The following is a 21,999-nucleotide window of genomic DNA, read 5'->3' on the forward strand; positions in this document are numbered from 1 at the left end:
GACTAATTGGAAAATAGCCCTTAATAAAGCGCTTATTTCCTACTAAGCTTTTTTTTATGAAGAGTCGTTATACTTCCAGTAGCATGCTTTTTAGCAACAAAGCGGGCGCGAATTCTGCCCGTATATTCCCACACTGGGTGTGGCCGTTTTTTTTAACCCAAAGGAGTGATTCATGCAACAGATGCAAAAAGGTTTTACCCTGATCGAACTCATGATTGTGGTGGCGATTATTGGTATTTTGGCGGCGGTAGCGGTGCCCGCTTATCAGAATTACACACTTAAAGCAAGGTATACTGAAGTTGTTAATGCAACAGCCGGGGTTAAAGCTGGTATAGAGGTTTGTGTGCAATCGGGTAACTGTTTCGATCCAACTGGCCCAGCAATACGAAATGTTGCTTTTAGCGCTTTTGGAGAAATCCCAGCAGCGCCCAATGCAACTCCGCTTCTGACCAGTGTAACAGTAGCAGCTACCGGGAATATAACGGCCACGGCCACTACTGCTAATGGCCTAAATAGTGAAACCTATATTCTCGATCCTGTTGTTGATGCGCAAGGACGCGTAACCTGGACAGTAAATGCCGCCAGTACTTGTCGTACCAGAGCTGCCGGAGCAATTTGCTAATCCGCGATCGGGTCGGGGCAACGGATTGTGTCCGTTACCTCTCCCACACCACCGGACGTGCGGTTTTCCGCATCCGGCGGTTGAACCCAGCGACTCAACCCGCGTAAGGCGCAATAACCACCGGGCATTGCGCCATATGTGCCCATATTGAACTTCCGGTGCAATGCGCTGCGCTGATTGCACCCTACAAATTGTATCCCACCGCCTGAACCGCTCTCGGAAAACCTTGAGCGGCTTTTTTTACTTCCGGATATTATTCCGCCTAAACTAAAAGACAGGGTCCTTCCTTACCTCCTGTCGCTCACACCGCTTCCATCCTGCCAACCAACCCGCGTAGGGCGCAATAACCACCGAGCATTGCGCTCTATGCGCCTCATTTAACCATCCGGTGCAATGCGCTGCGCTTATTGCACCTTATAACCCAAACCGCCTAAAAAAACCCCTCGGTGGTTTTTTTATTGCTATTTTTTAATACCTCTGATGCTTTTATATCAGTATGACTTTCATGATTATCCACATACCCCCACTTCCTGAACTGAGACTGTAACTCGGGATCATCTTTAAATGCCTGAAAATAAATATACTCAGGCGCGAGATCTGCACCATTAGGCCAAACGATTGTTTCCAGTTCTTCGTCAACAACAAAGCTTGAAAATACCGATTTATCTTTTAATGGCTCAAACACCAAACCTTTTAAAGCGCCTGATAGATCGGCCACGCCCCTCCTGCCATTATTAAATGACACGGCTATTTTATAATCTTCCAAATACTCGGCGCTGATAACATGAAGAAACATAATGATCACTCCAGTGGTTCTATAGCCTTTGGGGTTTCACTTTTTTGACAAAGTTCCCAATTCTTGATTAATTCACTTTTATGCAGTTCATACCATTCAAGCACATGCCCTAATGCACGTTTTGGAAATTTTCCTTCTACCACTCCATTTAAAATATTTACAGTTATCTCATATTCTGAATATCTTGCATGAAAATGCGGTGGTGCATGATCTTCCCAATACATCACTATGATTATCCCTAGGAATCTACTAATTACCGGCATTTGAAATATTTGTTTGTTTTTCAATCACTTTCACTGGGAGCGCCTTTCAATTACATAACAATCGTAAATTACAAAACTAAAACTACCCTCTTTTCCAGGCCAGGCAGAAATTTACTTTTACTTGATGCACACCGCCCGTACCTGATGAAGGTCAGTAATGCCCTGTAACACTTTATCGATGCCATCCTGTTTCAAGGTGCGCATGCCATCATTGAGCGCGGTCACGAGCATTTCGGCGACCCGCGCATGTTCCTGGATGTTCTTTTTCAGCGCATCGGTTGCGGTCAGGAGCTCATGTAACGCCACCCGTCCGGCATAACCTGTGCCATTGCAGCGATCGCAGCCAACCGCTTCATACAGCGTGATCTGCTTTTGCTCACCGCCATATTCCTGCAGCCAGCGGCTTTCGATTTCCTGGTAAGCCGCTTCAGGGCTAACCTTGAAATGGTCGATATATTTCAATTCTTCGCAGTATTCTGTCAACAACCTTCTGATTTCTTCGCGCGGTGCGATATGGGGTTTCTTGCACTTGCACAGGCGCTTGGCCAGGCGTTGTGCCAGAATACCCAACAAGGCATCAGAAAAATTGAACGGATCCATGCCCATATCCAGCAGGCGGATAACCGATTCCGGCGCGCTGTTGGTATGCAGCGTGGCAAACACCAGATGACCGGTCAAGGAGGCTTCGATACCGATGCTGGTGGTTTCCTTGTCGCGCATCTCCCCCACCATGATGATATCGGGATCGGCGCGCAGAAAAGACCTCATCACCGCGGCAAACGTCAAACCGGCCTTGACGTTGACTTGCACCTGGCGCAATCCTTTCTGGGTGATCTCCACCGGGTCTTCAGCCGTCCAGATTTTGGTTTCGGGGGTATTGAGGTGCTTCAGCACCGAATGCAGCGTCGTGGTTTTACCGGAACCCGTCGGGCCACAGACGAAAAATAACCCATAGGGCTTGCTGATAATTGACTTGAGTTCCTGCAGATTGCGGGAAGTGAAATTCATTTTGTCCAGCGGTATCGGTTCTCCTGCAGACAGGATCCGCATGACCACATCTTCCAGTCCACCGGCTGAAGGGAGCGTGGCCACCCGCAATTCGATATCGAGCGGCGCAAATTTTCTGAACTTTATTTTGCCATCCTGCGGTTTACGCTTCTCGGAAATATCCAGATCACACATGATCTTGATCCGTGTCACCAGCGCATTGCGGTAGCTTGCCGGAATTTCGATATAGGGCATTAGCGAGCCATCCTTGCGAAAACGGATCTTAGTTTTTTCCTTGCCCGGATAAGGCTCGATATGAATATCTGAAACACCCATCTTATAGGCGTCTACGATGATCTTGTTGACCAGCTTGACGAGCTCGTTTTCAGAAGCGGCAGAAGCTTCGTCTACCTCGATTACAGACTCCTCCTCGTCCTCCTGGAGATTGAAGAGCATGTCATTGATATTGCCGGTATCTTCCAGGGCGGCGCCTTTTCCAGCCCCATAAAATAAATCCAGTGTCGCCCTGAACTCTCTCTGGGTGCAGACGGTATAGATGATGTTGTGCTTGGGAAAAATTTGATTGACGACACGCAGTGCTTTGATTCTTTCAGGATCAAGCGTCAACACCACCAGACCTTCTGCTGTGTCGTCAATCGGTAGCCAGTGGTTGCTTTCGGCAAAATCCCGCTTGAGATGCTTCAGCACTTCCATCGGCTTAAGCCGCTCAGCCTGGTACGGCTCATAGCGCACACGGAAGTAACTCGATAGCGCCTCGCCAATTTGCGCAGGGCTGATCTGAAACTCATCGATCAGCACATTTTCCAGATCACACCCTTGTTCACGTGCAGATCGTGCCGCCAGCTCAAGTTCAGAAGCTGACAGGACAGCACTTGCAATCAAATGATCATATCGGGATTTGACCAGCAATTGCTGCTTCTGGCGTTGCTTGAAAGCAATGGCCAGTGCCTGGCAGATTTCGCCTGCTCCCTCAACGATCATGTTGGGAAAAGGAGTATCCTCCTTATCATTGATGGCTTGCAGCACACCCAGCAATTCGTTATCTCCTGCATTCAGAATCGGTACTGCCAGCATTTGCCTGGTCCGGTAGCCGGTTCGTTTATCCCCTTCCTTGGAAAAGCGCAAGCTTGCGTCCACTTTCACCAGTTCATGCTGATCGTAAACATCCTTCAAATTGACGATTTTTTTGTTCAGGCTGACAAAACCCACAATACTGTGTTCGGTAATCGGTCGCTTCAAATCCTGGAATAAACCGACGCCAGTCTTCACACGTGAAATAATAGACGACTTGTCTTCACTCACCGTATAAACGATCAGACGATCTGCATTGAACAAAGCGCAGATGTCCTTACTGACTTCCAGCATGATCTCATCGAGATTGTTGGCAGCCTGAATCCTGTTGACGATCTCATGTAATTTCTGCGAAAAATTCTGCTGGCGATTGACCCCAGAAAAATTATCTGATAATGGTTCCAGTGCGATTTGCATATTCATAATGATATTTATTCAGGAAGATCTCCATGCAAAAGATTACCCATTAACCTGCGAAGATCGCGCCTGGAAATCACTTCCAGGCGCAATCAGTCAGCGCATTCTTTTATTTCAGGTGCGATCAGCTCAGCCTGCCGAGATGAGCTCGTACTGCATAGATGGCCGATCACTATTGGGAGTATTGGCAACATCGGGCTACTATGCCCATTAGACGCATGCCTAATGCGGGTTTATCCCGAATATTTCATAAATTCGCGTGATGATCACGCAGGATTTTGATTAATAGGGAAGTTTTGAGAAAGAGGGGTGTAGTGACTCATACACCCGACTGAGCAAAATCTTTCTTATTAATCAAAAGGCAAGTGAGGGCACGTGCCAATTTATGAAATATTCGGGTTATCTTTACCAGCTTACCCAGCTTGTGAATTTCAAGATGTGATTACCTTCTTGCCCTGATATTTAACACGACTTGCCTACAGGGCATTTCTGGTAACAGCAGAGGAATTACACCCGATTCCTGTTATTTGATCAAAAGGACCGGAATCGGTGAAAGATGGATCAATTTGCTCGCGACTGAACCGAGCAACACGCCTTGTACCGAGCCAAGTCCACGCGGCCCGATAACAATCTGGTCACACTGTTTTTCTGTCGCAAATTGAACGATCATTTTTGCCGCATCGCCGACTGTCACATGGTACTGATAGGCAACACCTGCCTGGTCCAGCAGATCGCGCGTTTCTTTTAAATCCTTCAATCCTTCTTCCTGATGATATTCCCGGATACTTTCCTGGCTGATAAACATAGAAACATCGCCACGCAAAGGAAACTGCACATTGAGCAAGTGAATTTGCGGCACTTCCTTATACCAGCTGAGCAGCTGGATAAAATGAACAATGGCCTTGTTACAAGCAGTGGAACCATCTACTGGCAGCAGCATTTTTAACATGATGCACTCCTCTAAATTATGTTTTTCATCACATTCCTGATAGCTAGCCCGAATATTTCATAAATTGGCACGTGTCCTCACTTGCCTTTTGAAATATTTGGGCTAGGTCGGTTTATTCGTATCATCCGTAAGATCGACTAAAGCAGTGGTATTTTTCTGTGCTTTAGCTGCCAGCCACTTTCCGCTGGCGATCACGACCAGCGCAGTAAAAACTGGCATAAACCAGTGTAGAAAAGCAGCATGAGCATTGACCCATTCTTTAGTCACCGTATCGGTAATGGCCATATCGCCCGCAATCCAGCCAAGTAATCCAGCCCCCACAAAAATGGTGACGGGAAAACGATTCATCAGCTTCATGACCAGTTTACTGCCCCAGACAATGATGGGAACACTTACAAGAAGACCAAAAATCACCAGCATCAGATCGCCTCTGGCAGCGCCGGCAATGCCTATCACATTGTCCAGGCTCATAACGGTGTCAGCGATGATAATCGTTTTAATGGCTCCCAGGAGAGTGGTATTCGCATCGATTTCATGCGCGCCGCCCGTCGATTCCGGCAACAACAGTTTGATCCCTATCCAGAGCAGCAGCAACGCGCCCACGAGTTTCAGAAAAGGGAGCGTCAGCAGATTAAGCGCGAAAAAAACCAGTCCGACGCGTATCGCTATCGCACCAAATACCCCCCAGAAAATTCCCAAATTACGTTGCTTCTCAGGCAATCGCCGACAAGCAAGCGCAATAACCACTGCATTATCTCCTCCAAGGACGATGTCAATCGCAATAATTTGTAGTGCCGCAACCCAAAACTGGGGATCAGAAAAATCCATATTTTACTTCTCTCAAGACATGGTAATAAATTTCAAAATTTCATCTTTCTGTTGCATCGTGTCACGATAACCCAGATCGATCAAAGCGCGACAATAAGAAGCTTCAAATAAAACATAACTCAACAATCTCGAGCCACTCGGCCCCATCGCGCCCACTGCCCGATATAAGAAACGCATGGTACGTGGCAAGGAATAGGCATGCTGCAGCGCAATTTCATTGATTCTTTCGCTAGGTGAGATCACCATCGATTTAATTGTGCGCAGCAAAGTACCTCCTCCTTTTCTGGTCTCAGGTGGAATGAGCGCTAAGGTTCCATTAATGCGCTGCAAACGCTCCAGATCAACTTCCAGGCTATCGACAAAAATACTGCTCATCACATGACCGGCAATTTGTGCTACGGGAGGATAACTGGTTACCTTGACGCGCTCGGTAGGAAACTCTTTTCTCTTGTTTACCCCAATCACCAGGATTCGATCTGCGCCGAGATGCAATGCCGGGCTCAGCGGCGCGAGCTGTCGCATGGAGCCGTCGCCAAAGTACTCGCGATTTAGCCGGACTGCTGGAAAAATAAAAGGAATAGACGAAGAAGCCAGTAAATGCTGAATGCCAATACGTGCTGCCACGCCCACGCGCATCACGCGGCTCCAGGGGGAGATACTTTTATTGCCTTGATAAAACGTTACCGATTGTCCTGAAGTATATCCCCAGACAGTCACGCCCAGTGCATGCAGCGCACCCATGTGGATACTCCGTTGAATACCGCGAAACGGCAGGCGGCAGCCGAGTAGTTTCCTTAAAGGGGAATTATCCAGCAACGCAAAAGGCGTTTTCGCCAGCTTTCTTGATACCAAGGAACCGACACAATGCATTGTGTTGCGAACGACACCTGGCAAATCTGCGCGGTGCACCTGGTCAACATGCAAATCCCCCCACACTGCCTCCAGTTGTCGCACCCCTGTGGCAAAATGAGTAGCCGACATGGCCAAGCCAGCTGCATTAATGGCGCCGGCTGAGGTTCCACAAATAACAGGGAAAGGACTATGTGCATGGGGAGGGAACATCTCAGCGATTGCCCGCAGGACGCCAACCTGGTAAGCAGCGCGCGCCCCCCCACCCGTCAAGACGAGACCTAACTTGGGTGATGGTGCGGCAATATTATTCGGTTCATTCACTGGCAATCGGCTTCTTTCTTACCTTCTCAAGGGCATCACACAAAGTTTCTTCCGATAAAACATTCAAGTTGACTGATAATGCACGGGCAAATTCACAAGCATTCCCAAGCAATATTTTATTATCAAGTTTAGCAATAAGTTGCGCTGCTGTGCCGGCTATTTTCAGAAGACTCTGCCGTTCACTCATCAGTATTTCTATTTCTGCACGCAACATCGAAATCTCGCGCGCTTCTAATTGGGTATGCATCATAATCGTTTCCTCCAGTCAGGTACACTGCTCCAATCATTGCCCCCACTTTAACAAAATCATTTCTTAAGCAAATAACCAAGCTCTCAGCCATTTGCTATGCTTTTCCTATACCTGCACAATCAGTAAACTACGGAACCCATACCATCAATAACCAGAGGATGACATGTCACACACTGCGCTTTACCCAGAAATCGAACCCTATCACCATGGAATGTTGCCACTCGATGCGCGGCATACCCTATATTGGGAACAATCAGGCAACGCTGAGGGAATACCGGTATTATTCCTGCATGGTGGCCCAGGTGCTGGATCAGCACCCAGCCATCGTCGTTTTTTTGACCCCGCTCACTACCGCATTATCATTTACGATCAACGTGGCGCTGGGCGCTCCACCCCTCTGGGCGAGACTCATGACAATACGACGCCCCATCTTATCGAAGATATTGAAACATTGCGGCAATATCTCGGCATCGAAAAGTGGCTGGTATTCGGGGGCTCCTGGGGCAGCACCTTGGCGCTGGCATATGGAGAAGCGCACCCGGCGCGTTGCCTCGGCTTTATTCTACGAGGCATTTTTCTGTGCCGCAAAAGCGAAATCGACTGGTTTCTCTACGGATTGCGCCATTTCTTTCCTGAAGCCTGGCAAGATTTCGTCGCACCGTTATCCCCACTCGAGCGAAATGACATTCTCGCGGCTTATTATCGCCATCTGATGGATCCTGATCCGGCTATCCATATGCCTGCCGCCCGCGCGTGGGGTCGCTATGAAGGCCGGTGCTCCACTTTGCTGCCGAGCCCGGAAACCGTCAATTATTTTTCAAGTGATACGGTTGCGCTAGGGCTCGCACGCATGGAAGCGCATTATTTCAGTCATGATATTTTCTTGCCACAAAATGCCTTGCTGGATAATGTCACAAAACTTCACCCTCTTCCTGCCATCATTGTGCAGGGACGTTATGATGCCGTGTGTCCGATCGTCAGCGCAAATGACTTGCACCAGGCCTGGCCTCAGGCTGAATATGTGATTATCGAGGATGCGGGTCATTCTGCCTGGGAACCCGGCATTCGATCGGCACTGGTTCAGGCCACGGATAAGTTCAAAGCAATGCTCTCTAATATGAAATAGCTTTACCGTTTTCTCAGTTGCGAAAGTTGCGTGATATCGAGCAAGCCGGCAAACTCTTTTACAGCTATTCTTTCGCGATACGGTAAAACGCCAAGCAGGGGACAATCAAGACGCTTTTGCAGCGCGCGAATGTTTTCTGCCTGGCTCTCCATATGAGGATCAATCTGATTGGCGACCCAGCCTGCCAGTGATAACCCGCTTGCGTGAATAGCGCGGGCGGTCAATAAGGCATGGTTGAGACAACCGAGCCGCAATCCTACTACCAGCACCACGGGCAGCGCCAATGCACGCGCCAGGTCGCTGGTATCGTGCCGCTCATCGAGAGGCACCAGGAAACCCCCTGCCCCTTCAACAATGATGATTTCCGCCCTTTCCTGCAATGCATAAAAAGCCCGTTGTATGACCGCCAGATCAACGACGATACCGGCTTGCGTCGCTGCAATATGCGGCGCAATCGGTGGCAGCAGCGCATAAGGATTGATCAGCGCACGCGCGGCTGAAACGTTACTGGCTTCCGCAAGACGTTCCACATCGACCCACTTACCCTGCTCACAGCCTGCCGCAATGGGTTTCATGCCGACCGCTGATTTACCCGTCATGGCGAACGCATGCAGCAGCGCACAGCTCGTGATGGTTTTACCCACGCCGGTATCCGTTCCGGTCACGAAATAGCCCGTTGGCATCATACTCAATGCTTTATTCCAGACCGAGTTTCCGTCTGGTTTCGGGTTTGAGTGCCGCCTGCCGCGGCTCCGGCTTCCAGGCGTGGCCATATACCACTTCATAGGTCGCTGGCAGCTTCCCTGCCTGACGCAATGATTCATAGTGGGCCACCACCTGCTGCCATGTTCCTTTTCCGGTTAGTCCCCGCCGCCTGCCATGCGTCACATTGTGCGCGCCGATTGCCTTGAGATCGCGCAGGATGCCCATGACATCATCGTAAGTAAGGGTAATGTACTCCATGTCCATCACCGGCGTGGCAAAACCGCTATGCACCAGCAGATCGCCGATATCGTGCATATCCATGAAGCGATTGATATGGCTGTAGCCATCCACCGTTTTAAAGGCCTGCTTTAATTCTTTCAGAGTATCGGGCCCGAAGGTACTGAACATCAGCAACCCTCCGCTTTTTAGCACACGGCGTGCTTCCGTGAACGCCTGCTTGAGATCATTACACCACTGTATGGTCAGATTCGACCAGATCATGTCTACGCAAGTATCCCGCAGCGGAAGCTGTTCGATATCTCCGCCCACATAATGCGCTACGCGGCGCTTTGCCAGCGGCAACCACTGCTGCCAGCGAGGAAGCGGAGGCCGCGCCTGAAGATGCATCGCCAGGGCGATATCCACTGCCACCAGTTGGCTGCGCGGATAACGCTCGGTAAGCTTACGGCTGCCATAGCCCGTGCCGCTGCCCATGTCCAATATCTGGTCAGGAGCGTATTTGATGTAATCCAGGCGTGATAGCATGCGTTCGCATACTTCACGCTGCAATACGGCCGATTGATCATAGCTGGCCGCTGCGCGTTCAAACGCCTGGCGCAACTGGCGCTTATCTAAAATGTGATCATAAATCATACAAATTGGCTACAAACTGATCCGGATACGATAAAAACGGGGCATGACCACAGTGTGGAAAGCCGATAAATTTTGCGTGAGGCAAATGCCGATGCATCCATCTGGCTGCATCCACATGCGTGATCACATCGTTTTCTCCATGCAAAAGCCATACCGGTTGAGAAACATCGGCTAATTTCTCCCGCAGATCATTCGTCAACAGAATCTGCAAACCGGCCCTGAGCGCGTGACTATCGGGTTGTTTATATTGCGACAATTGATTACGCAATTGCGCCAACACATTCGTCATGTCACGGCTGCCATTGACTTGCAGGGTAAAAAAACGGTTTAAGGTTTGCGCATAGTGGCGTTGCAGATTTTCCATGAAAAGCTGCAACGTTGGTTCATCCATTCCCCATCGCCAATTATCCCGTTTGACGAAACAGGGCGTGGTCGCCACCAGAATAAGCTTGCTTACCTGCTGTGGCACGGATAAGGCCAGCTTGATCGCGACCTGCCCCCCAAGCGACCAGCCACACACAATACTCTCCGCAGGTAAAATCTCCGCAACACTTGCCACGATCTCCTCGAACGAATAGGATTCCCAAGCCGGACTCTGGCCATGCCCTGGCAAGTCGACCAGATGCAGCCGGTAATGCCTCGCCAGTTGCTCACGGACACTGCCCCAGATACCGCTGTGCATGGCCCAGCCATGCAGCATCACGAGATCGGGGCCCTTGCCTACAATGTCGACATGGAGTCGATTCATATCATGCTGCTATTTTTCATGTTATGCGTTCTGCCTATTTCCGGTTAAATGATTTTCGCTAAATCACGTAATGTTTCGATTAATTGCTCAATGTCTTCCTTGTGGTGCGCAGCCGATAAGGAAATACGCAGCCGGGCCTGGCCCTGCGGAACGGTTGGCGGACGTATCGCCGGCACGAGAATGCCTCTGTCGCGTAACGCCTCGCTTAAACGCACGGCTTCATCACTGCGCCCTACCATCAAGGGCTGAATCGGCGTCATCGAAGGCAATAATGACCAGCGCAATGATTGCAATCCCCTTTTCAATTGCATCATGAGTCCCATTAGTTTTTCCCGTCGCCAGGTTTCCTGCTCGATCAATGACAGGCTGGCCAACAGGGTATGAGCCAATAATGCTGGTGCAGCCGTGGTGTAGCAATAGGTGCGCGCAAACTGAATGAGGGTTTCTATGATGTCGGACTGAGCAGCCACAAAGGCCCCGGAAACACCCGCTGCTTTACCGAGTGTGGCCATGTAAATAAGGTGAGATGAGTGCAGATTAAGCTCGTCAAACGAATGCAGCACCCCTTGACCGTTTCTGCCGAGCACCCCAAACCCGTGAGCGTCATCGAGTAACAGCCAGGCATCATACTGTTCACATAACGCCAATAGCTTAACGACAGGCACAATATCGCCATCCATGCTGAATACAGCATCGGTTACCACCAGTTTACAGGCTGCTTCTGATTCAGCCAGAGACTGTTCCAGTTTTGTTAAGTCAAGGTGAGGGTAACGCGTGAAGGTTGCCCTGGAAAGCAGCGCAGCATCATTGAGTGAAGCATGATTAAGCTTGTCAGCGAATACGGCATCCCCGCGACTAACCAATGCCGTCACCACCGCCATATTAGCCATGTAGCCGGTAGAAAACAATAATGCCTGGGGCAAGCCAACAAAATGCGCCAATGCCTCCTCGAGTGCGTGATGCGCCGCAGAATGGCCGCTGATCAGATGAGAAGCGCCTGCTCCCACGCCATATCGTTGCGCGCCCGTACAAATCGCTTCAATCAGCGCTGGATGGCTGGCGAGCCCAAGATAATCATTGCTGCAGAAAGCAAGATAGGGCTTTTCTGCGATCGTCACATGCGTTGTCTGAGGACCTTCGAGCATCAGCCTGCGACGGGATAGCCCCGCGTTTTCACGCTCCCTCAGTCGGACTGAGAGATTTGTCAGCATTCCAGTTATAAGGCGCGTAACCCCAGTTTCTCAAATAGCGCTTTGTCGTTTTCTGCTTCAGGATTTCCTGTCGTCAGTAGCTTGTCTCCATAAAAAATGGAGTTGGCTCCTGCTAGAAAACACAGCGCTTGCACAGCCTCTGACATTTGCCGTCTGCCAGCGGATAATCTGACCATCGCTTTCGGCATGGTAATGCGGGCGGCCGCGATGGTGCGTACGAATTCGAATGAATCAAGCGCCTCGGTACCATAAAGGGGTGTCCCCTCAACTTGCACCAGATAATTGATTGGTACTGATTCAGGATAAGGATCCAGATTGGCCAACTGGGCAATCAACCCGGCGCGCGCAAGCCGGGATTCACCCATACCGACAATCCCGCCACAGCATACATTGATGCCTGCCTTGCGCACTTCCTCAAGCGTATCGAGCCGATCTTGGTAGTCGCGCGTGGTAATGATTTCACCATAGAATTCGGGTGAGGTATCCAGATTGTGATTGTAATAATCCAATCCGGCTTGTTTGAGTTGCTCTGCCTGACCTGATTTCAGCATGCCTAAAGTCGCACAGGTTTCGAGCCCCAGTGCTTTTACCGCCTCAATGATTGCAGTCATGCGGTCGATATCTCGCTGTTTGGGTCCACGCCAGGCTGCGCCCATACAGAATCGTGTCGCCCCTTCTGCTTTGGCTGCCGCTGCAGCCTCGACAACGGTATCCGGCGACAGCATGTCCTGATTGTCAACGCCGGTATGATAGCGCGCGGCCTGCGGGCAATAACCACAATCCTCCGGGCATCCCCCTGTCTTGACAGAGATCAGGGTAGATAATTGGATCGCATTGGCATCATGATATTGCCGGTGAATCGTTTGTGCTTGATGCATCAGATCAGTAAAGGGTAAATCCAGTAAAGCCTGGATTTGTAGAATACTCCAACGCGCCACACGACCCCGGTCATACTGATTGCCAATGGGTTTCTCTTGGTTGCTTGAAATGGACTTTGTGCTAGATTCAATCATAATTAACGGTCAAAAAACTTGGCTCTATCTATAATAAGGTGCCTGAAATCATCAAGGATTAGGCTCTAATTGTCAAATTTTCTTTCTAAATTTTTGAACAGGCGATTAAATTTTACGCAAATGCTGTTACCCACAAATTGCCTGCTGTGCCTGGCATCCTGTGAAGGTGATTTATGCTGCGCATGCCATGATAACTTACCTCGGTTACCCTCTGATCATTGCCCATCATGTTTATTACCAACGAGCGATTCACGCATCTGTGGCGCGTGCTTGGCAAGCTATCCCAGTTGGACCCGCGCGATCGCGGCGTTACGCTATGCTTTCCCCATCGATGCCATAATCCATTCGCTGAAATATCAGGAAAATCTGACCGTCGCGCCTGTGCTGGCCAATTTATTAATGGCGAAAATGAATCATTGCGCTCCACCAGATGTCATCATTCCGGTTCCACTGCATCCGGTTAGATTACAAGAAAGAGGTTTTAATCAAGCACTGGAAATTGGGCGGCATCTATCCAAGAAAATGGGTGTTCCCCTCTTGCCGCATGCTTGTGTACGTACCCGAGACACGCTTTCTCAGACTGAGTTATCCTGGAAGAAGCGGCGCAGCAACCTGCGAAATGCATTTACGTGCACCACGCGCTTTACGCAAAAGCATGTCGCCATACTGGACGATGTCATGACCAGCGGGGCGACATTGAATGAATTGGCAAAAGTAGTGCGCAAGCAGGGAGCAATCGAGGTCAGTGTATGGGCTATTGCGAGAGCGATCCCGTCATCCGCTTCAATTAAAACAGTCGAACTTTGAATTATTCTGCAGGATACGCCCTATGTTTGATGTCATTCTCTATCAACCTGAAATTCCTCCTAATACCGGCAATATCATCCGGCTTTGCGCGAATACCGGCGCAACGCTTCATCTTATCAAGCCGTTAGGTTTTCTCCTGAATGACAAGCAGCTACTTCGCGCCGGGTTGGATTACCATGAATTTGCCAATGTGGTATTACATAAAGGCTGGCAAGAATGTATTCACAGCCTGCCAGGGCGGCGTATTTTCGCTGTATCCACCAAAGGCTCTCAACGCTACGATCAGGTTAGCTATGCCAGCCAAGATGCTTTTCTTTTTGGTGCAGAAAGCCGCGGGCTACCGATTGAGATTATGGAAAGTTTTTCGGATAATCAACGTATCCATATCCCGATGCTGCCCGAACGTCGCAGCCTGAATCTTGCTAACGCGGTTTCTATCGTCGTCTACGAGGCCTGGCGACAACGAGGGTTTTCGTAAGCGAGAAATTTTAAAAATACCGCTACATCTCATGCATTTAGCCCGAACAGTCAGCTACGGTTTTTTGGATTTAAACCTTTAGCGCATATTTAGGTTGTCACTCAAGATCCGTGGTGTGACAAAAATCAGGAGCTCCCGTTTGTCATCCCGTTTCGCATTATTCTTGAAGATGTTGCCAAGTAGCGGCACATCGCCCAGCAGGGGCACTTTGTTTGTAGTGACCTTTTCCGCTCGCTCGAAAATCCCGCCAATTACCACCGTTCCACCATTCACGACTAATACTTCGGTTGTAATTTGTTTGGTATCAATAGCTGGCCCAGCAGGGGTATCCGTACCACGTGTATCCTGATTGACTTGCAGTTTCATAATAATATTGTCATCAGGAGTAATCTGCGGCGTCACCTTGAGAGCCAGTACAGCTTTTTTGAATTGAATCTGCGGCCTGCCCAGTTGGCTGACAATCTGAAAAGGTATTTCAGTTCCTTGCTCAATGGTGGCTTCTACCCGGTTAGCTGTTACCAGGCGCGGACTGGCGATCACTCTACCTTTACTATCTGATTCCAGCGCGGACAATTCCAGATTGATCAGCGAATCATCGTTGATCTTGATTAAACTGAGCGCTAAAGCAGCTGGCCCTCCTGCCACACCCGCCATCGCAGCCGCGGGTAAATTGACGTTAAGATTCCCTCCACCTGCCGGAGTGGCGCCCGCTGCGAGTCCACTGGAGCTATCCAGATTGCCAGAAATTCCCAGATTACGGTTTCCAATCTGGGTAGCATTTTGTATCCCAAATCGAGCGCCCAGATTGCGACTAAACGTATCCGTCGCTTCCACGATACGGGACTCGATCATGACTTGACGCACGGAGGTATCAAGGTTGCTGACATGTTTGGCCACCTCTGCCAATCTGAGCGGAATATCGGTTACGGTTAAAGTATTGCTGATATCGTCTATTTCTACCGTTCCACGTTGACTCAAAATTCCTTTGAGAGGAATTGAACTCGCCGTGCGGTAATTTAACTTGAAAGTTTCGGTGCGCAATGGTTCTAATTCGGAAATTTGCTGACGAGACTCCAGCTCGAGTTTTTCCCTGACAGCCAGCTCCTCACGCGGGGCGACAAAAATAACATTACCCATTCGACGCTTATCGAGCTCATGAGACTGGAGCACAATATCCAAAGCCTGGTCCCAAGGAACATCTTTCAGACGCAAGGTAAGATTTCCTTTAACTGAATCGCTGGCGATAATATTCAGATTAGTAAAATCAGCCAAGACCTGCAATACCGAGCGAACCTCCACATTCTGAAAATTAAGCGATAATTTCTCACCGGTATATCCCCCAGTCACCAGTTTCTTGTGCGCAGGAACATCGGCACCCTCAACGATCGGTTTAACCTCCAGAATAAATTTAGTGCCAGCCTGATAGGAAATATGCTCCCACCGCCCTTTTGGCTCAATGACCATCTGCACGCTATCGCCTTTTGTCATTGTTTCTATGGTTTGTACCGGCGTTGCAAAATCGACCACATCCAGGCGCCGCTCTAAATTAGGCGGCAAATACGCCTGGGTGAATTCGACCATGATTCGATTCCCCTGCTGGTGGACATCGATTCCCGCACCCAGCGCGGATAGATCGACTTCCACACGGCCTTCGCCATTCGCACCACGCTTGAAATCGATATCTTGTAGGCTAGGCAGCTTTTTCTTCTGAAGTTCTGCCGTTTTAAAGGAACGAGCGGCAGTGCTGGCCACTTCTCCCGCGTCAAATCCACTTAGCGAAATAAGGACGTGATTTCCGTCAACTTTACTCTCATAAGTCATAGGCCTTAACAAATTCATCACCAGGCGGGTACGGTTTTCAGTTTGAGCAATGTTAATACTGTGCAAATCGCCGTCACCCACTTCCTGTACTTTTTTACCGAGTGCATTCACAGCATTGATAAAATCAAAATAAATCCTGGCCGGATTATTCAATGAAATGCCCACTGGAGCAGAAACAAGCGGTTGATCCAGTGATACCTTGATCATGATCCGCCTATTCCGATCGCTCATAACATCGATTGCATTGATTTTACTCTGCAGCGTTGTCCTCCCAGGCGCCAACTCATCCGCCGTAACAACGGGAATATGAAATAACAGAGACAATAACATCAATTGAGATGCATATTTCCATGCATGGAAAAATTCTCTTGCTATCGCCATTTTCATTATTTCTGTCCCTGAGCCTGTAACATGAGCGCACCACGGCGCTCGGTCCAATCATTGGCGCTGTCTTGTATGATTTCTTTTAGTTTGATTTCTGTCTCAGAAATGCCTGTAATTAACCCGAAATTCTGACCTAAGTAGTTGCCGGCCTTGACACGATACACCGTGTTATCAGGAGCTCTCACTAATGCAAAGATTTGCTTGTTTCGCTGCAGCGTTCCAACCATTGCCAGATTCTCCAGCGGGAAGTTCTCTAATGCTTCCTTGCTGCGCTTTAGGTCAGGCTGGAGTGCACCATGACGCTTTGACTGATTGTTTTTCCGGGCACTGAAAGGATCTGGAATATTAAACGCTTCATAATTAAACTGTGCAAAAGACTTGATTTCAGGCAGTGGATCAACCTTGCCACGCAATCCTTCCCCGGATTTGTTGACAAACTCCTCAAGATCGCTGTAGGTCCCTTCACTGCAGGCAGAAACCACAAGCAATAGCACACACCCTAAATGATAAGACCATTTGATCATTTATTTCCTTTGCTATTGCTCTTGCTCTGGCTGGCAAGTTCTTCGTCATCAAGATAGCGGAAGGTCTTTGCAGTAGCATTCAGTACTAGATGCTGCTCTTTCCCAGGAGTAATATCGATATCATTTAATGTCACGATACGCGGCAATTGAGAAACATCACTTGCGAAGGCGCCGATATCATGATAACTGCCTATCACACGAACAGTTACCGGTAATTCAGCATAAAATTCCTTAATCGTTTCGCTGGCCGCGGGTTTAAATAATTCAAATTGCAATCCTCGCCCCAAACCAGCCCGATTGATATCCACCAGCAAAGCATCTAATTCAGATTTATTGGGCAGCTGTTTCAGCATTACACTCAGCGCCTGTTCAATCTCCTGTAGTTGCTGCCGCATGATCTCCAAGTTAACAGCACTCCTCTTTTTAATCAGGTAAGTTTCCTTGAGTGTGACCTCCTCTGCTTGGGCTCTTTCAAGCGCTTCCGATTGCTCCTGCCAATCTAGAAAATAACCTATAACGATGATGACTACCATCAAGATAGCCAATGCGCCGGCCTTGATGACTGCTGGCCAGTCACCCGGATCATTGGGATCAAGAAGCCGCAACTCTTCCAACATATTCATTGCTATCCACCTTCGCAGCTAATTAGAAATATTCGCCGGAGTATGCTGACTATCAAAACCATTCAATAATTCAGCAAGCTTCACGTTCAAATCAAACTCATTCAAGCGCACATTGTTGACATTAGCTGCCTTGATTTCGATCAATAAAGGAGATTCAAATCTGGGTGACGCGTCCAGGTTTCGCATTAAGGTAGATACCCATGCATTAGATTGCGCATAACCAGAGAGACGAATATGCTGATTCGTCTGCTTGAGGCTCTTGAGATAAACTCCATCCGGCATGAGTCTTGCTACCTGATCTAATATATGAACGACGTTGGTACGATTGGCTTGTAATGTCTCCACTACCCCTTTACGTACCAGCAACTCCTGGATTTGCTGTTTAATTTGCTTGATTTCTTCAATTTGTTTGTCAAGAATCGCAATCTGGCTCTGCAGGTATTGATTACGCCCACTCTGATACTCAATTTTTCCCAAGATAATCTCATGCATTCCCCAGACTATCCCTACCCCCAGCACACAAGTGATTCCAGCCAGCATGGCAAACTGCTGTTGGCGTGCCTTGCGTTTAAGCTCACGATGTGGAAGTAAATTGATACGTATCATGATGGATCAAAACCCCGCATTGCCAGACCACAGGCAATCATTAACAAGGGCGCATCTACTTTTAGCTGCCTGGGAGCAATACGGTTGGATAGCTCCATATTTATAAAAGGATTGACGACTTGTGTTATCACCTGAGTACGTTCAGTTACTATCTCCTCCAAGCCTGGAATCACTGCGCATCCGCCAGAAAGAAAAATATAGTTAACCTGTGTATATTGAGTAGAAGTAAAAAAGAACTGCAAAGCACGGGTTACTTCCAACGCAAGTGTTTCGCAAAAGGGTTGCAATACCTCCGTGTGGAAGTTCTCAGATAAGCTCCCATTGCGCTTGGCTGCTTCTGCTTCTGCTTCTGCTTCTGCTTCTGCTTCTGCTTCTGCTTCTGCTTCTTCAAGTGTCAAATTAAACTGATTCTGAATTTCCTGGGTTAACTGATCTCCCCCAAATGGCTGATCACGCGTATAAACAGATTCGCCATTGTAGAGAACATTAAGGTGGGTAATGCTCGCGCCAATATCGACCAGCGCAATTACTTGGTCCTTGCCTCCTTCAGGCAGTTGACGCTCGATCAACTCAAAAGCGGTTTGGGCTGCAAAGTGCTCGACATCCATCACCGTAGCCTTCAGACCGGCAATTAATGCGGCCGCAACACGATCTTCCACTTTTTCTTTGCGTGAAGCAGCGATCATGACTTCCACTTCATCCGGATGATCAGGCATTGCTCTAACTACCTGGAAATCCAGATTTACTTCGTCCAGAGCAAAGGGAATATATTGGTTAGCCTCTGTTTCAACTTGAAAAGCCAGATCATCTTCCCGCTGTCCGGCTGGCACGACAATCCTTTTGGTAATGACAGCCGCCGCAGGTAGTGCAAGTGCGATGTTCTTCACACGTGTCCCCATACGTTTCCAGGCACGACGGATACTGTCTCCAACAACTTCAAGATTATTAATATTTCCATCGAGAATGGCTTCTTTCGGCATAGGCTCAATTACATAGCTCTCCAGGCGCAATGTATTCTCAGCTTTATTAACCATGGAAAGCTCGATCATTTTCACCGATGAGGAACTAATATCTACCCCTAGGAGCTGGGGTGACTTCGTAGAGAAGAAATTAAGGTGGATATCAAAGCTTTTATTGAACATTGATTTATTAGAAGCAATATCTTAAAGTGAAGCTTTTTTCTGGGCGGAATGCATATAGAAATCCTTATCGACGTGCGTTGAAACTGCCTAGCCAATCTATAATTTCTTTAGCAAGCTACTAGACCGGATAAAAATTCTGGCAGATCCCAAAACAGTTTGATTTGTATAAAAACAGCAGATATACCCTCTATAATTAGAGATTGATTTCTTATCTCACTTAGTTAGAAACTTTATTTCTCATGTTATTCCGTTGGCTGGCCTATCCCTTTCTAGCAGTGCTGGCAGCAAGCTTGATTGGTGTTTTGCTGATCGTTTTTGCAGCACTCATTATTATTCCGACATTACCTTCACTCGAGATATTGACTGATTATCGACCTAAAATACCGTTACGGATCTATAGCGCAGAAGGATTATTAATCGGAGAATTCGGGGAGGAACGTAGAAATTTTATAGAAATAGACGAAACACCAACCTATCTTAAGCAAGCTATTCTGGCTGCTGAAGATGATCGTTTTTATCAGCACGGTGGGGTTGATTACATCGGTGTTTTACGAGCAGCTTATTCCAATTTTACTGGAGGGGGCGCCCTTCAGGGCGCGAGTACGATTACTATGCAGGTTGCACGTAATTTTTTTCTGACCAAAGAAAAAACCTTGACCAGAAAATTCAGTGAAGCATTACTTGCATTCAAAATTGAGCACAGTCTGAGTAAAGATAAAATTCTAGAACTCTATATTAATCAGATATACCTGGGCCAGAGAAGCTATGGTTTCTCGGCAGCAGCCCAAACCTATTTTGGAAAGTCACTGGATGACATAAATCTAGCCGAAGCAGCCATGTTAGCAGGATTACCCAAAGGCCCCTCACGATTTAATCCAGTCGTCAATCCCAAGCGTGCAAAGATACGTCAGCGTTATGTATTGAAACGAATGCATGAACTCAACCTTATCTCCAGCGAAAAGTTAGCTATGGCAGAGAAGCAACCGATAGCTATACATCGCCAAGTACGGAATTTTGCCATGCCGGCTGAATACGTGGTTGAGATGGCTCGACAGGTAATATATCAACGCTTTGGCGAAGAAGCGTATACGCGTGGAATTAAAGTTTTTACAACAGTGACAAAGTCTGATCAAGAAGCGGCCTATGAAGCGCTCCGTAAAGGCGCATTAGAATACGATAACCGCCATGGTTATCGAGGCCCTGAAGCTTTCATTGAGTTACCCAGAAATGATACAAACCTGAAAAAAAATCTAGAAGAGTCTTTGCAGCCATTTAATGACAGCAATGACATCCACATTGCTGTCGTGTTATCCGCCAGTTCAAATTCTGTTAAAGCCTATCACAAAGGTGGAGAGGTTATTCAGATGAGCGGAGATGGTCTCAAATTTGCCAAAAGGTTTCTTACCGATGACCCTAAAGTGAGTAATAAACGTATTCGTCCCGGGGCATTAATTCGGATACAAAAGAACGAGAAAAATGTCTGGCAAATTGTCCAGCTTCCTCAAGTTGAAGCCGCACTCGTTGCAATTGATCCGATGGATGGAATGGTCCGTGCCTTGGTCGGAGGATTTGATTTCAATCTCAATCAATTTAATCATGTCACACAAGCGTGGCGACAAGCAGGTTCTAGCTTCAAGCCATTCATTTATTCAGCTTCATTGGAAAAAGGATTTACCCCTGCGACTATCATCAATGATGCGCCTTTATTTTTCAATGCGGCACAGACCGGCAATAAATCCTGGGAGCCTAAAAATTTTGATGGCAAATTCAGCGGTCCAATACGCATGCGCGTTGCATTGGCTCAGTCGAAGAACCTTGCATCCATTCGCATTCTCCAGGCAATCGGACCACGCTATGCCCAGGATTACATTACTCGTTTTGGTTTTGACAGCAATCGTCATCCGCCTTTTCTACCTATGGCACTAGGAGCAGGTTCCGTTACCCCCATGCAAATGGCCGTAGGTTATGCAGCTTTTGCTAACGGCGGTTTTCGTATTTACCCTTACTTCATTGATAGAATAGAAGATGATCAAGGCAGAATTCTTGATCATGCTCGACCCATGGTTGCTGGAAAAAACGCCAAGCAGGTGATCGATCCACGGAATGCGTTTCTTATGACCAGCATGATGCAGGATGTCATTCAACGTGGAACAGCCACCTCAGCAAAACGACTTGGCCGCAATGATATTGCCGGAAAAACGGGTACAACCAGTAATTTTATTGATGCCTGGTTCTGTGGTTTTCAGAAAGATTTAGTCACGATTACCTGGGCAGGTTTTGATGAACCCAGAACATTGGGCAGGAATGAAACCGGGGGACGAGTCACTTTACCCATCTGGATAAACTACATGGAAAAGGCGTTAAAAAATATTCCTGTTGCGACTTATGCTCCCCCCAAAGGGATCACTGTAGCCAGGATCAACCCGGGAACCGGATTGAGAGAACAGGGAGGAGCGATAAGTGAATATTTTTTCCACGAACAGCTTCCACCCGAGGCTGATTTACCTGTTGAGGAATTTGGGTCGATAGAAGAGCTGTGGAATCAGTCATTCTAAAATTAA

24 protein-coding genes are annotated in these 21,999 nt (G+C 48.1%); 6 read left to right on the top strand and 18 right to left on the bottom strand.

All coding sequences use genetic code 11. The annotated features are described in order from the left end of the window. The first annotated feature begins 172 nt into the window (after window positions 1-172). Window positions 173-622, top strand: a complete 450-nt coding sequence (locus tag BLW34_RS05775) for a pilin (RefSeq protein WP_090576830.1) — start codon at window positions 173-175, stop codon at window positions 620-622. Here the strand turns inward: BLW34_RS05775 and BLW34_RS16070 are convergent. The 4 genes from BLW34_RS16070 to BLW34_RS05790 all read right to left on the bottom strand — a co-directional run bounded on the left by BLW34_RS16070 (window position 619) and on the right by BLW34_RS05790 (window position 4,177). Then, window positions 619-768 (bottom strand): hypothetical protein, encoded by a 150-nt coding sequence (locus BLW34_RS16070; protein ID WP_177165970.1) that lies wholly within the window; start codon window positions 766-768, stop codon window positions 619-621. The genes BLW34_RS05775 and BLW34_RS16070 overlap by 4 nt on opposite strands. Window positions 769-1,052: 284 nt before the next feature. Continuing rightward, window positions 1,053-1,418, bottom strand: a complete 366-nt coding sequence (locus BLW34_RS05780) for a DUF2442 domain-containing protein (RefSeq protein WP_090576833.1) — start codon at window positions 1,416-1,418, stop codon at window positions 1,053-1,055. Window positions 1,419-1,423: 5 nt separating this feature from the next. Beyond that, window positions 1,424-1,681 carry a DUF4160 domain-containing protein gene (locus tag BLW34_RS05785; protein WP_090576835.1) on the bottom strand — a complete coding sequence of 86 codons (258 nt, stop codon included), beginning with the start codon at window positions 1,679-1,681 and terminating at the stop codon, window positions 1,424-1,426. Between the two features lie 117 nt (window positions 1,682-1,798). After that, the gene (locus BLW34_RS05790) at window positions 1,799-4,177 is read right to left on the bottom strand and encodes a GspE/PulE family protein (protein WP_090576965.1); all 2,379 of its coding nucleotides are present in this window, start codon (window positions 4,175-4,177) and stop codon (window positions 1,799-1,801) included. 7 nt (window positions 4,178-4,184) lie between these two features. Here BLW34_RS05790 and BLW34_RS05795 point away from each other — a divergent pair, with 7 nt between their 5' ends. Further along, a complete protein-coding gene (locus BLW34_RS05795) occupies window positions 4,185-4,391 on the top strand; it encodes a hypothetical protein (RefSeq protein ID WP_090576838.1) in 207 nt (68 codons plus the stop codon). A 309-nt stretch (window positions 4,392-4,700) separates the two neighbouring features. Here BLW34_RS05795 and BLW34_RS05800 read toward each other — a convergent pair whose 3' ends face one another. The 4 genes from BLW34_RS05800 to BLW34_RS05815 form a co-directional block, all read right to left on the bottom strand. Continuing rightward, window positions 4,701-5,126, bottom strand: coding sequence for a universal stress protein (locus tag BLW34_RS05800; RefSeq protein WP_090576841.1), 426 nt, complete (start codon window positions 5,124-5,126; stop codon window positions 4,701-4,703). A gap of 102 nt (window positions 5,127-5,228) precedes the next feature. After that, window positions 5,229-5,954, bottom strand: coding sequence for a TerC family protein (locus BLW34_RS05805; RefSeq protein WP_090576845.1), 726 nt, complete (start codon window positions 5,952-5,954; stop codon window positions 5,229-5,231). Between the two features lie 12 nt (window positions 5,955-5,966). Continuing rightward, a complete protein-coding gene (locus BLW34_RS05810) occupies window positions 5,967-7,127 on the bottom strand; it encodes a patatin-like phospholipase family protein (protein ID WP_256203619.1) in 1,161 nt (386 codons plus the stop codon). Next, entirely contained in the window at window positions 7,120-7,377 is a 258-nt protein-coding gene (locus BLW34_RS05815; protein WP_371263917.1) for a hypothetical protein, read from the bottom strand. Before BLW34_RS05815 ends, BLW34_RS05810 begins: the two co-directional genes overlap by 8 nt. Window positions 7,378-7,540: 163 nt before the next feature. Between BLW34_RS05815 and pip the strand changes: the two genes are divergently transcribed. Then, the gene (gene pip / locus BLW34_RS05820; RefSeq protein WP_090576848.1) at window positions 7,541-8,503 is read left to right on the top strand and encodes a prolyl aminopeptidase; all 963 of its coding nucleotides are present in this window, start codon (window positions 7,541-7,543) and stop codon (window positions 8,501-8,503) included. A 2-nt stretch (window positions 8,504-8,505) separates the two neighbouring features. On the opposite strand, the gene bioD is transcribed toward pip, so the two are convergent. The 5 genes from bioD to bioB are packed head-to-tail and all read right to left on the bottom strand — an operon-like array spanning window position 8,506 to window position 13,050. Then, window positions 8,506-9,186, bottom strand: coding sequence for a dethiobiotin synthase (bioD, locus tag BLW34_RS05825; RefSeq protein WP_090576974.1), 681 nt, complete (start codon window positions 9,184-9,186; stop codon window positions 8,506-8,508). A gap of 13 nt (window positions 9,187-9,199) precedes the next feature. Then, window positions 9,200-10,081, bottom strand: coding sequence for a malonyl-ACP O-methyltransferase BioC (gene bioC / locus BLW34_RS05830; RefSeq protein WP_090576850.1), 882 nt, complete (start codon window positions 10,079-10,081; stop codon window positions 9,200-9,202). Next, a complete protein-coding gene (gene bioH / locus BLW34_RS05835; protein ID WP_090576853.1) occupies window positions 10,071-10,829 on the bottom strand; it encodes a pimeloyl-ACP methyl ester esterase BioH in 759 nt (252 codons plus the stop codon). The genes bioC and bioH overlap by 11 nt, the downstream gene beginning before the upstream one ends. Window positions 10,830-10,873: 44 nt before the next feature. Then, window positions 10,874-12,040, bottom strand: coding sequence for an 8-amino-7-oxononanoate synthase (bioF, locus tag BLW34_RS05840; protein ID WP_090576856.1), 1,167 nt, complete (start codon window positions 12,038-12,040; stop codon window positions 10,874-10,876). Between the two features lie 5 nt (window positions 12,041-12,045). Further along, window positions 12,046-13,050, bottom strand: coding sequence for a biotin synthase BioB (gene bioB, locus BLW34_RS05845; RefSeq protein ID WP_371263918.1), 1,005 nt, complete (start codon window positions 13,048-13,050; stop codon window positions 12,046-12,048). 273 nt (window positions 13,051-13,323) lie between these two features. Between bioB and BLW34_RS05850 the strand changes: the two genes are divergently transcribed. Both BLW34_RS05850 and trmL read left to right on the top strand, forming a co-directional pair. Then, on the top strand, window positions 13,324-13,860 hold the full coding sequence (locus BLW34_RS05850) for a ComF family protein (protein ID WP_305728576.1): 537 nt from the start codon (window positions 13,324-13,326) through the stop codon (window positions 13,858-13,860). Window positions 13,861-13,882: 22 nt separating this feature from the next. Further along, window positions 13,883-14,338: a tRNA (uridine(34)/cytosine(34)/5-carboxymethylaminomethyluridine(34)-2'-O)-methyltransferase TrmL gene (trmL, locus tag BLW34_RS05855; protein ID WP_090576865.1), complete on the top strand. Its 456-nt coding sequence runs from the start codon at window positions 13,883-13,885 to the stop codon at window positions 14,336-14,338. A 78-nt stretch (window positions 14,339-14,416) separates the two neighbouring features. On the opposite strand, the gene pilQ is transcribed toward trmL, so the two are convergent. The 5 genes from pilQ to BLW34_RS05880 are packed head-to-tail and all read right to left on the bottom strand — an operon-like array spanning window position 14,417 to window position 19,438. Beyond that, on the bottom strand, window positions 14,417-16,546 hold the full coding sequence (gene pilQ / locus BLW34_RS05860) for a type IV pilus secretin PilQ (RefSeq protein ID WP_090576868.1): 2,130 nt from the start codon (window positions 16,544-16,546) through the stop codon (window positions 14,417-14,419). Continuing rightward, window positions 16,546-17,067: a pilus assembly protein PilP gene (locus BLW34_RS05865; protein ID WP_090576871.1), complete on the bottom strand. Its 522-nt coding sequence runs from the start codon at window positions 17,065-17,067 to the stop codon at window positions 16,546-16,548. The genes pilQ and BLW34_RS05865 overlap by 1 nt, the downstream gene beginning before the upstream one ends. Continuing rightward, window positions 17,064-17,690, bottom strand: coding sequence for a type IV pilus inner membrane component PilO (locus BLW34_RS05870; RefSeq protein ID WP_090576874.1), 627 nt, complete (start codon window positions 17,688-17,690; stop codon window positions 17,064-17,066). The genes BLW34_RS05865 and BLW34_RS05870 overlap by 4 nt, the downstream gene beginning before the upstream one ends. A gap of 18 nt (window positions 17,691-17,708) precedes the next feature. Next, entirely contained in the window at window positions 17,709-18,296 is a 588-nt protein-coding gene (locus BLW34_RS05875; RefSeq protein ID WP_090576877.1) for a PilN domain-containing protein, read from the bottom strand. Next, complete coding sequence (locus BLW34_RS05880; protein ID WP_090576880.1) at window positions 18,293-19,438, bottom strand: pilus assembly protein PilM; 1,146 nt, start codon at window positions 19,436-19,438, stop codon at window positions 18,293-18,295. The genes BLW34_RS05875 and BLW34_RS05880 overlap by 4 nt, the downstream gene beginning before the upstream one ends. 239 nt (window positions 19,439-19,677) lie before the next feature. On the opposite strand from BLW34_RS05880, the gene BLW34_RS05885 reads away from it, so the two are divergent. Next, a complete protein-coding gene (locus BLW34_RS05885) occupies window positions 19,678-21,993 on the top strand; it encodes a penicillin-binding protein 1A (protein WP_090576883.1) in 2,316 nt (771 codons plus the stop codon). Window positions 21,994-21,999 lie beyond the last annotated feature (6 nt).

This window comes from Nitrosomonas sp. Nm58 (genome assembly GCF_900107335.1).
Taxonomy (GTDB): Bacteria; Pseudomonadota; Gammaproteobacteria; order Burkholderiales; family Nitrosomonadaceae; genus Nitrosomonas.

Bases quoted from the DNA above. Each gene is read 5' to 3' on its own strand.
- BLW34_RS05775 (WP_090576830.1), top strand. From the start codon at position 173: ATGCAACAGATGCAAAAAGGTTTTACCCTGATCGAACTCATGATTGTG.
- BLW34_RS16070 (WP_177165970.1), bottom strand. From the start codon at position 768: ATGGGCACATATGGCGCAATGCCCGGTGGTTATTGCGCCTTACGCGGG.
- BLW34_RS05780 (WP_090576833.1), bottom strand. From the start codon at position 1,418: ATGTTTCTTCATGTTATCAGCGCCGAGTATTTGGAAGATTATAAAATA.
- BLW34_RS05785 (WP_090576835.1), bottom strand. From the start codon at position 1,681: ATGCCGGTAATTAGTAGATTCCTAGGGATAATCATAGTGATGTATTGG.
- BLW34_RS05790 (WP_090576965.1), bottom strand. From the start codon at position 4,177: ATGCAAATCGCACTGGAACCATTATCAGATAATTTTTCTGGGGTCAAT.
- BLW34_RS05795 (WP_090576838.1), top strand. From the start codon at position 4,185: ATGATATTTATTCAGGAAGATCTCCATGCAAAAGATTACCCATTAACC.
- BLW34_RS05800 (WP_090576841.1), bottom strand. From the start codon at position 5,126: ATGTTAAAAATGCTGCTGCCAGTAGATGGTTCCACTGCTTGTAACAAG.
- BLW34_RS05805 (WP_090576845.1), bottom strand. From the start codon at position 5,954: ATGGATTTTTCTGATCCCCAGTTTTGGGTTGCGGCACTACAAATTATT.
- BLW34_RS05815 (WP_371263917.1), bottom strand. From the start codon at position 7,377: ATGATGCATACCCAATTAGAAGCGCGCGAGATTTCGATGTTGCGTGCA.
- pip (WP_090576848.1), top strand. From the start codon at position 7,541: ATGTCACACACTGCGCTTTACCCAGAAATCGAACCCTATCACCATGGA.
- bioD (WP_090576974.1), bottom strand. From the start codon at position 9,186: ATGCCAACGGGCTATTTCGTGACCGGAACGGATACCGGCGTGGGTAAA.
- bioC (WP_090576850.1), bottom strand. From the start codon at position 10,081: ATGATTTATGATCACATTTTAGATAAGCGCCAGTTGCGCCAGGCGTTT.
- bioH (WP_090576853.1), bottom strand. From the start codon at position 10,829: ATGAATCGACTCCATGTCGACATTGTAGGCAAGGGCCCCGATCTCGTG.
- bioF (WP_090576856.1), bottom strand. From the start codon at position 12,040: ATGCTGACAAATCTCTCAGTCCGACTGAGGGAGCGTGAAAACGCGGGG.
- trmL (WP_090576865.1), top strand. From the start codon at position 13,883: ATGTTTGATGTCATTCTCTATCAACCTGAAATTCCTCCTAATACCGGC.
- pilQ (WP_090576868.1), bottom strand. From the start codon at position 16,546: ATGAAAATGGCGATAGCAAGAGAATTTTTCCATGCATGGAAATATGCA.
- BLW34_RS05865 (WP_090576871.1), bottom strand. From the start codon at position 17,067: ATGATCAAATGGTCTTATCATTTAGGGTGTGTGCTATTGCTTGTGGTT.
- BLW34_RS05870 (WP_090576874.1), bottom strand. From the start codon at position 17,690: ATGAATATGTTGGAAGAGTTGCGGCTTCTTGATCCCAATGATCCGGGT.
- BLW34_RS05875 (WP_090576877.1), bottom strand. From the start codon at position 18,296: ATGATACGTATCAATTTACTTCCACATCGTGAGCTTAAACGCAAGGCA.
- BLW34_RS05880 (WP_090576880.1), bottom strand. From the start codon at position 19,438: ATGTTCAATAAAAGCTTTGATATCCACCTTAATTTCTTCTCTACGAAG.
- BLW34_RS05885 (WP_090576883.1), top strand. From the start codon at position 19,678: ATGTTATTCCGTTGGCTGGCCTATCCCTTTCTAGCAGTGCTGGCAGCA.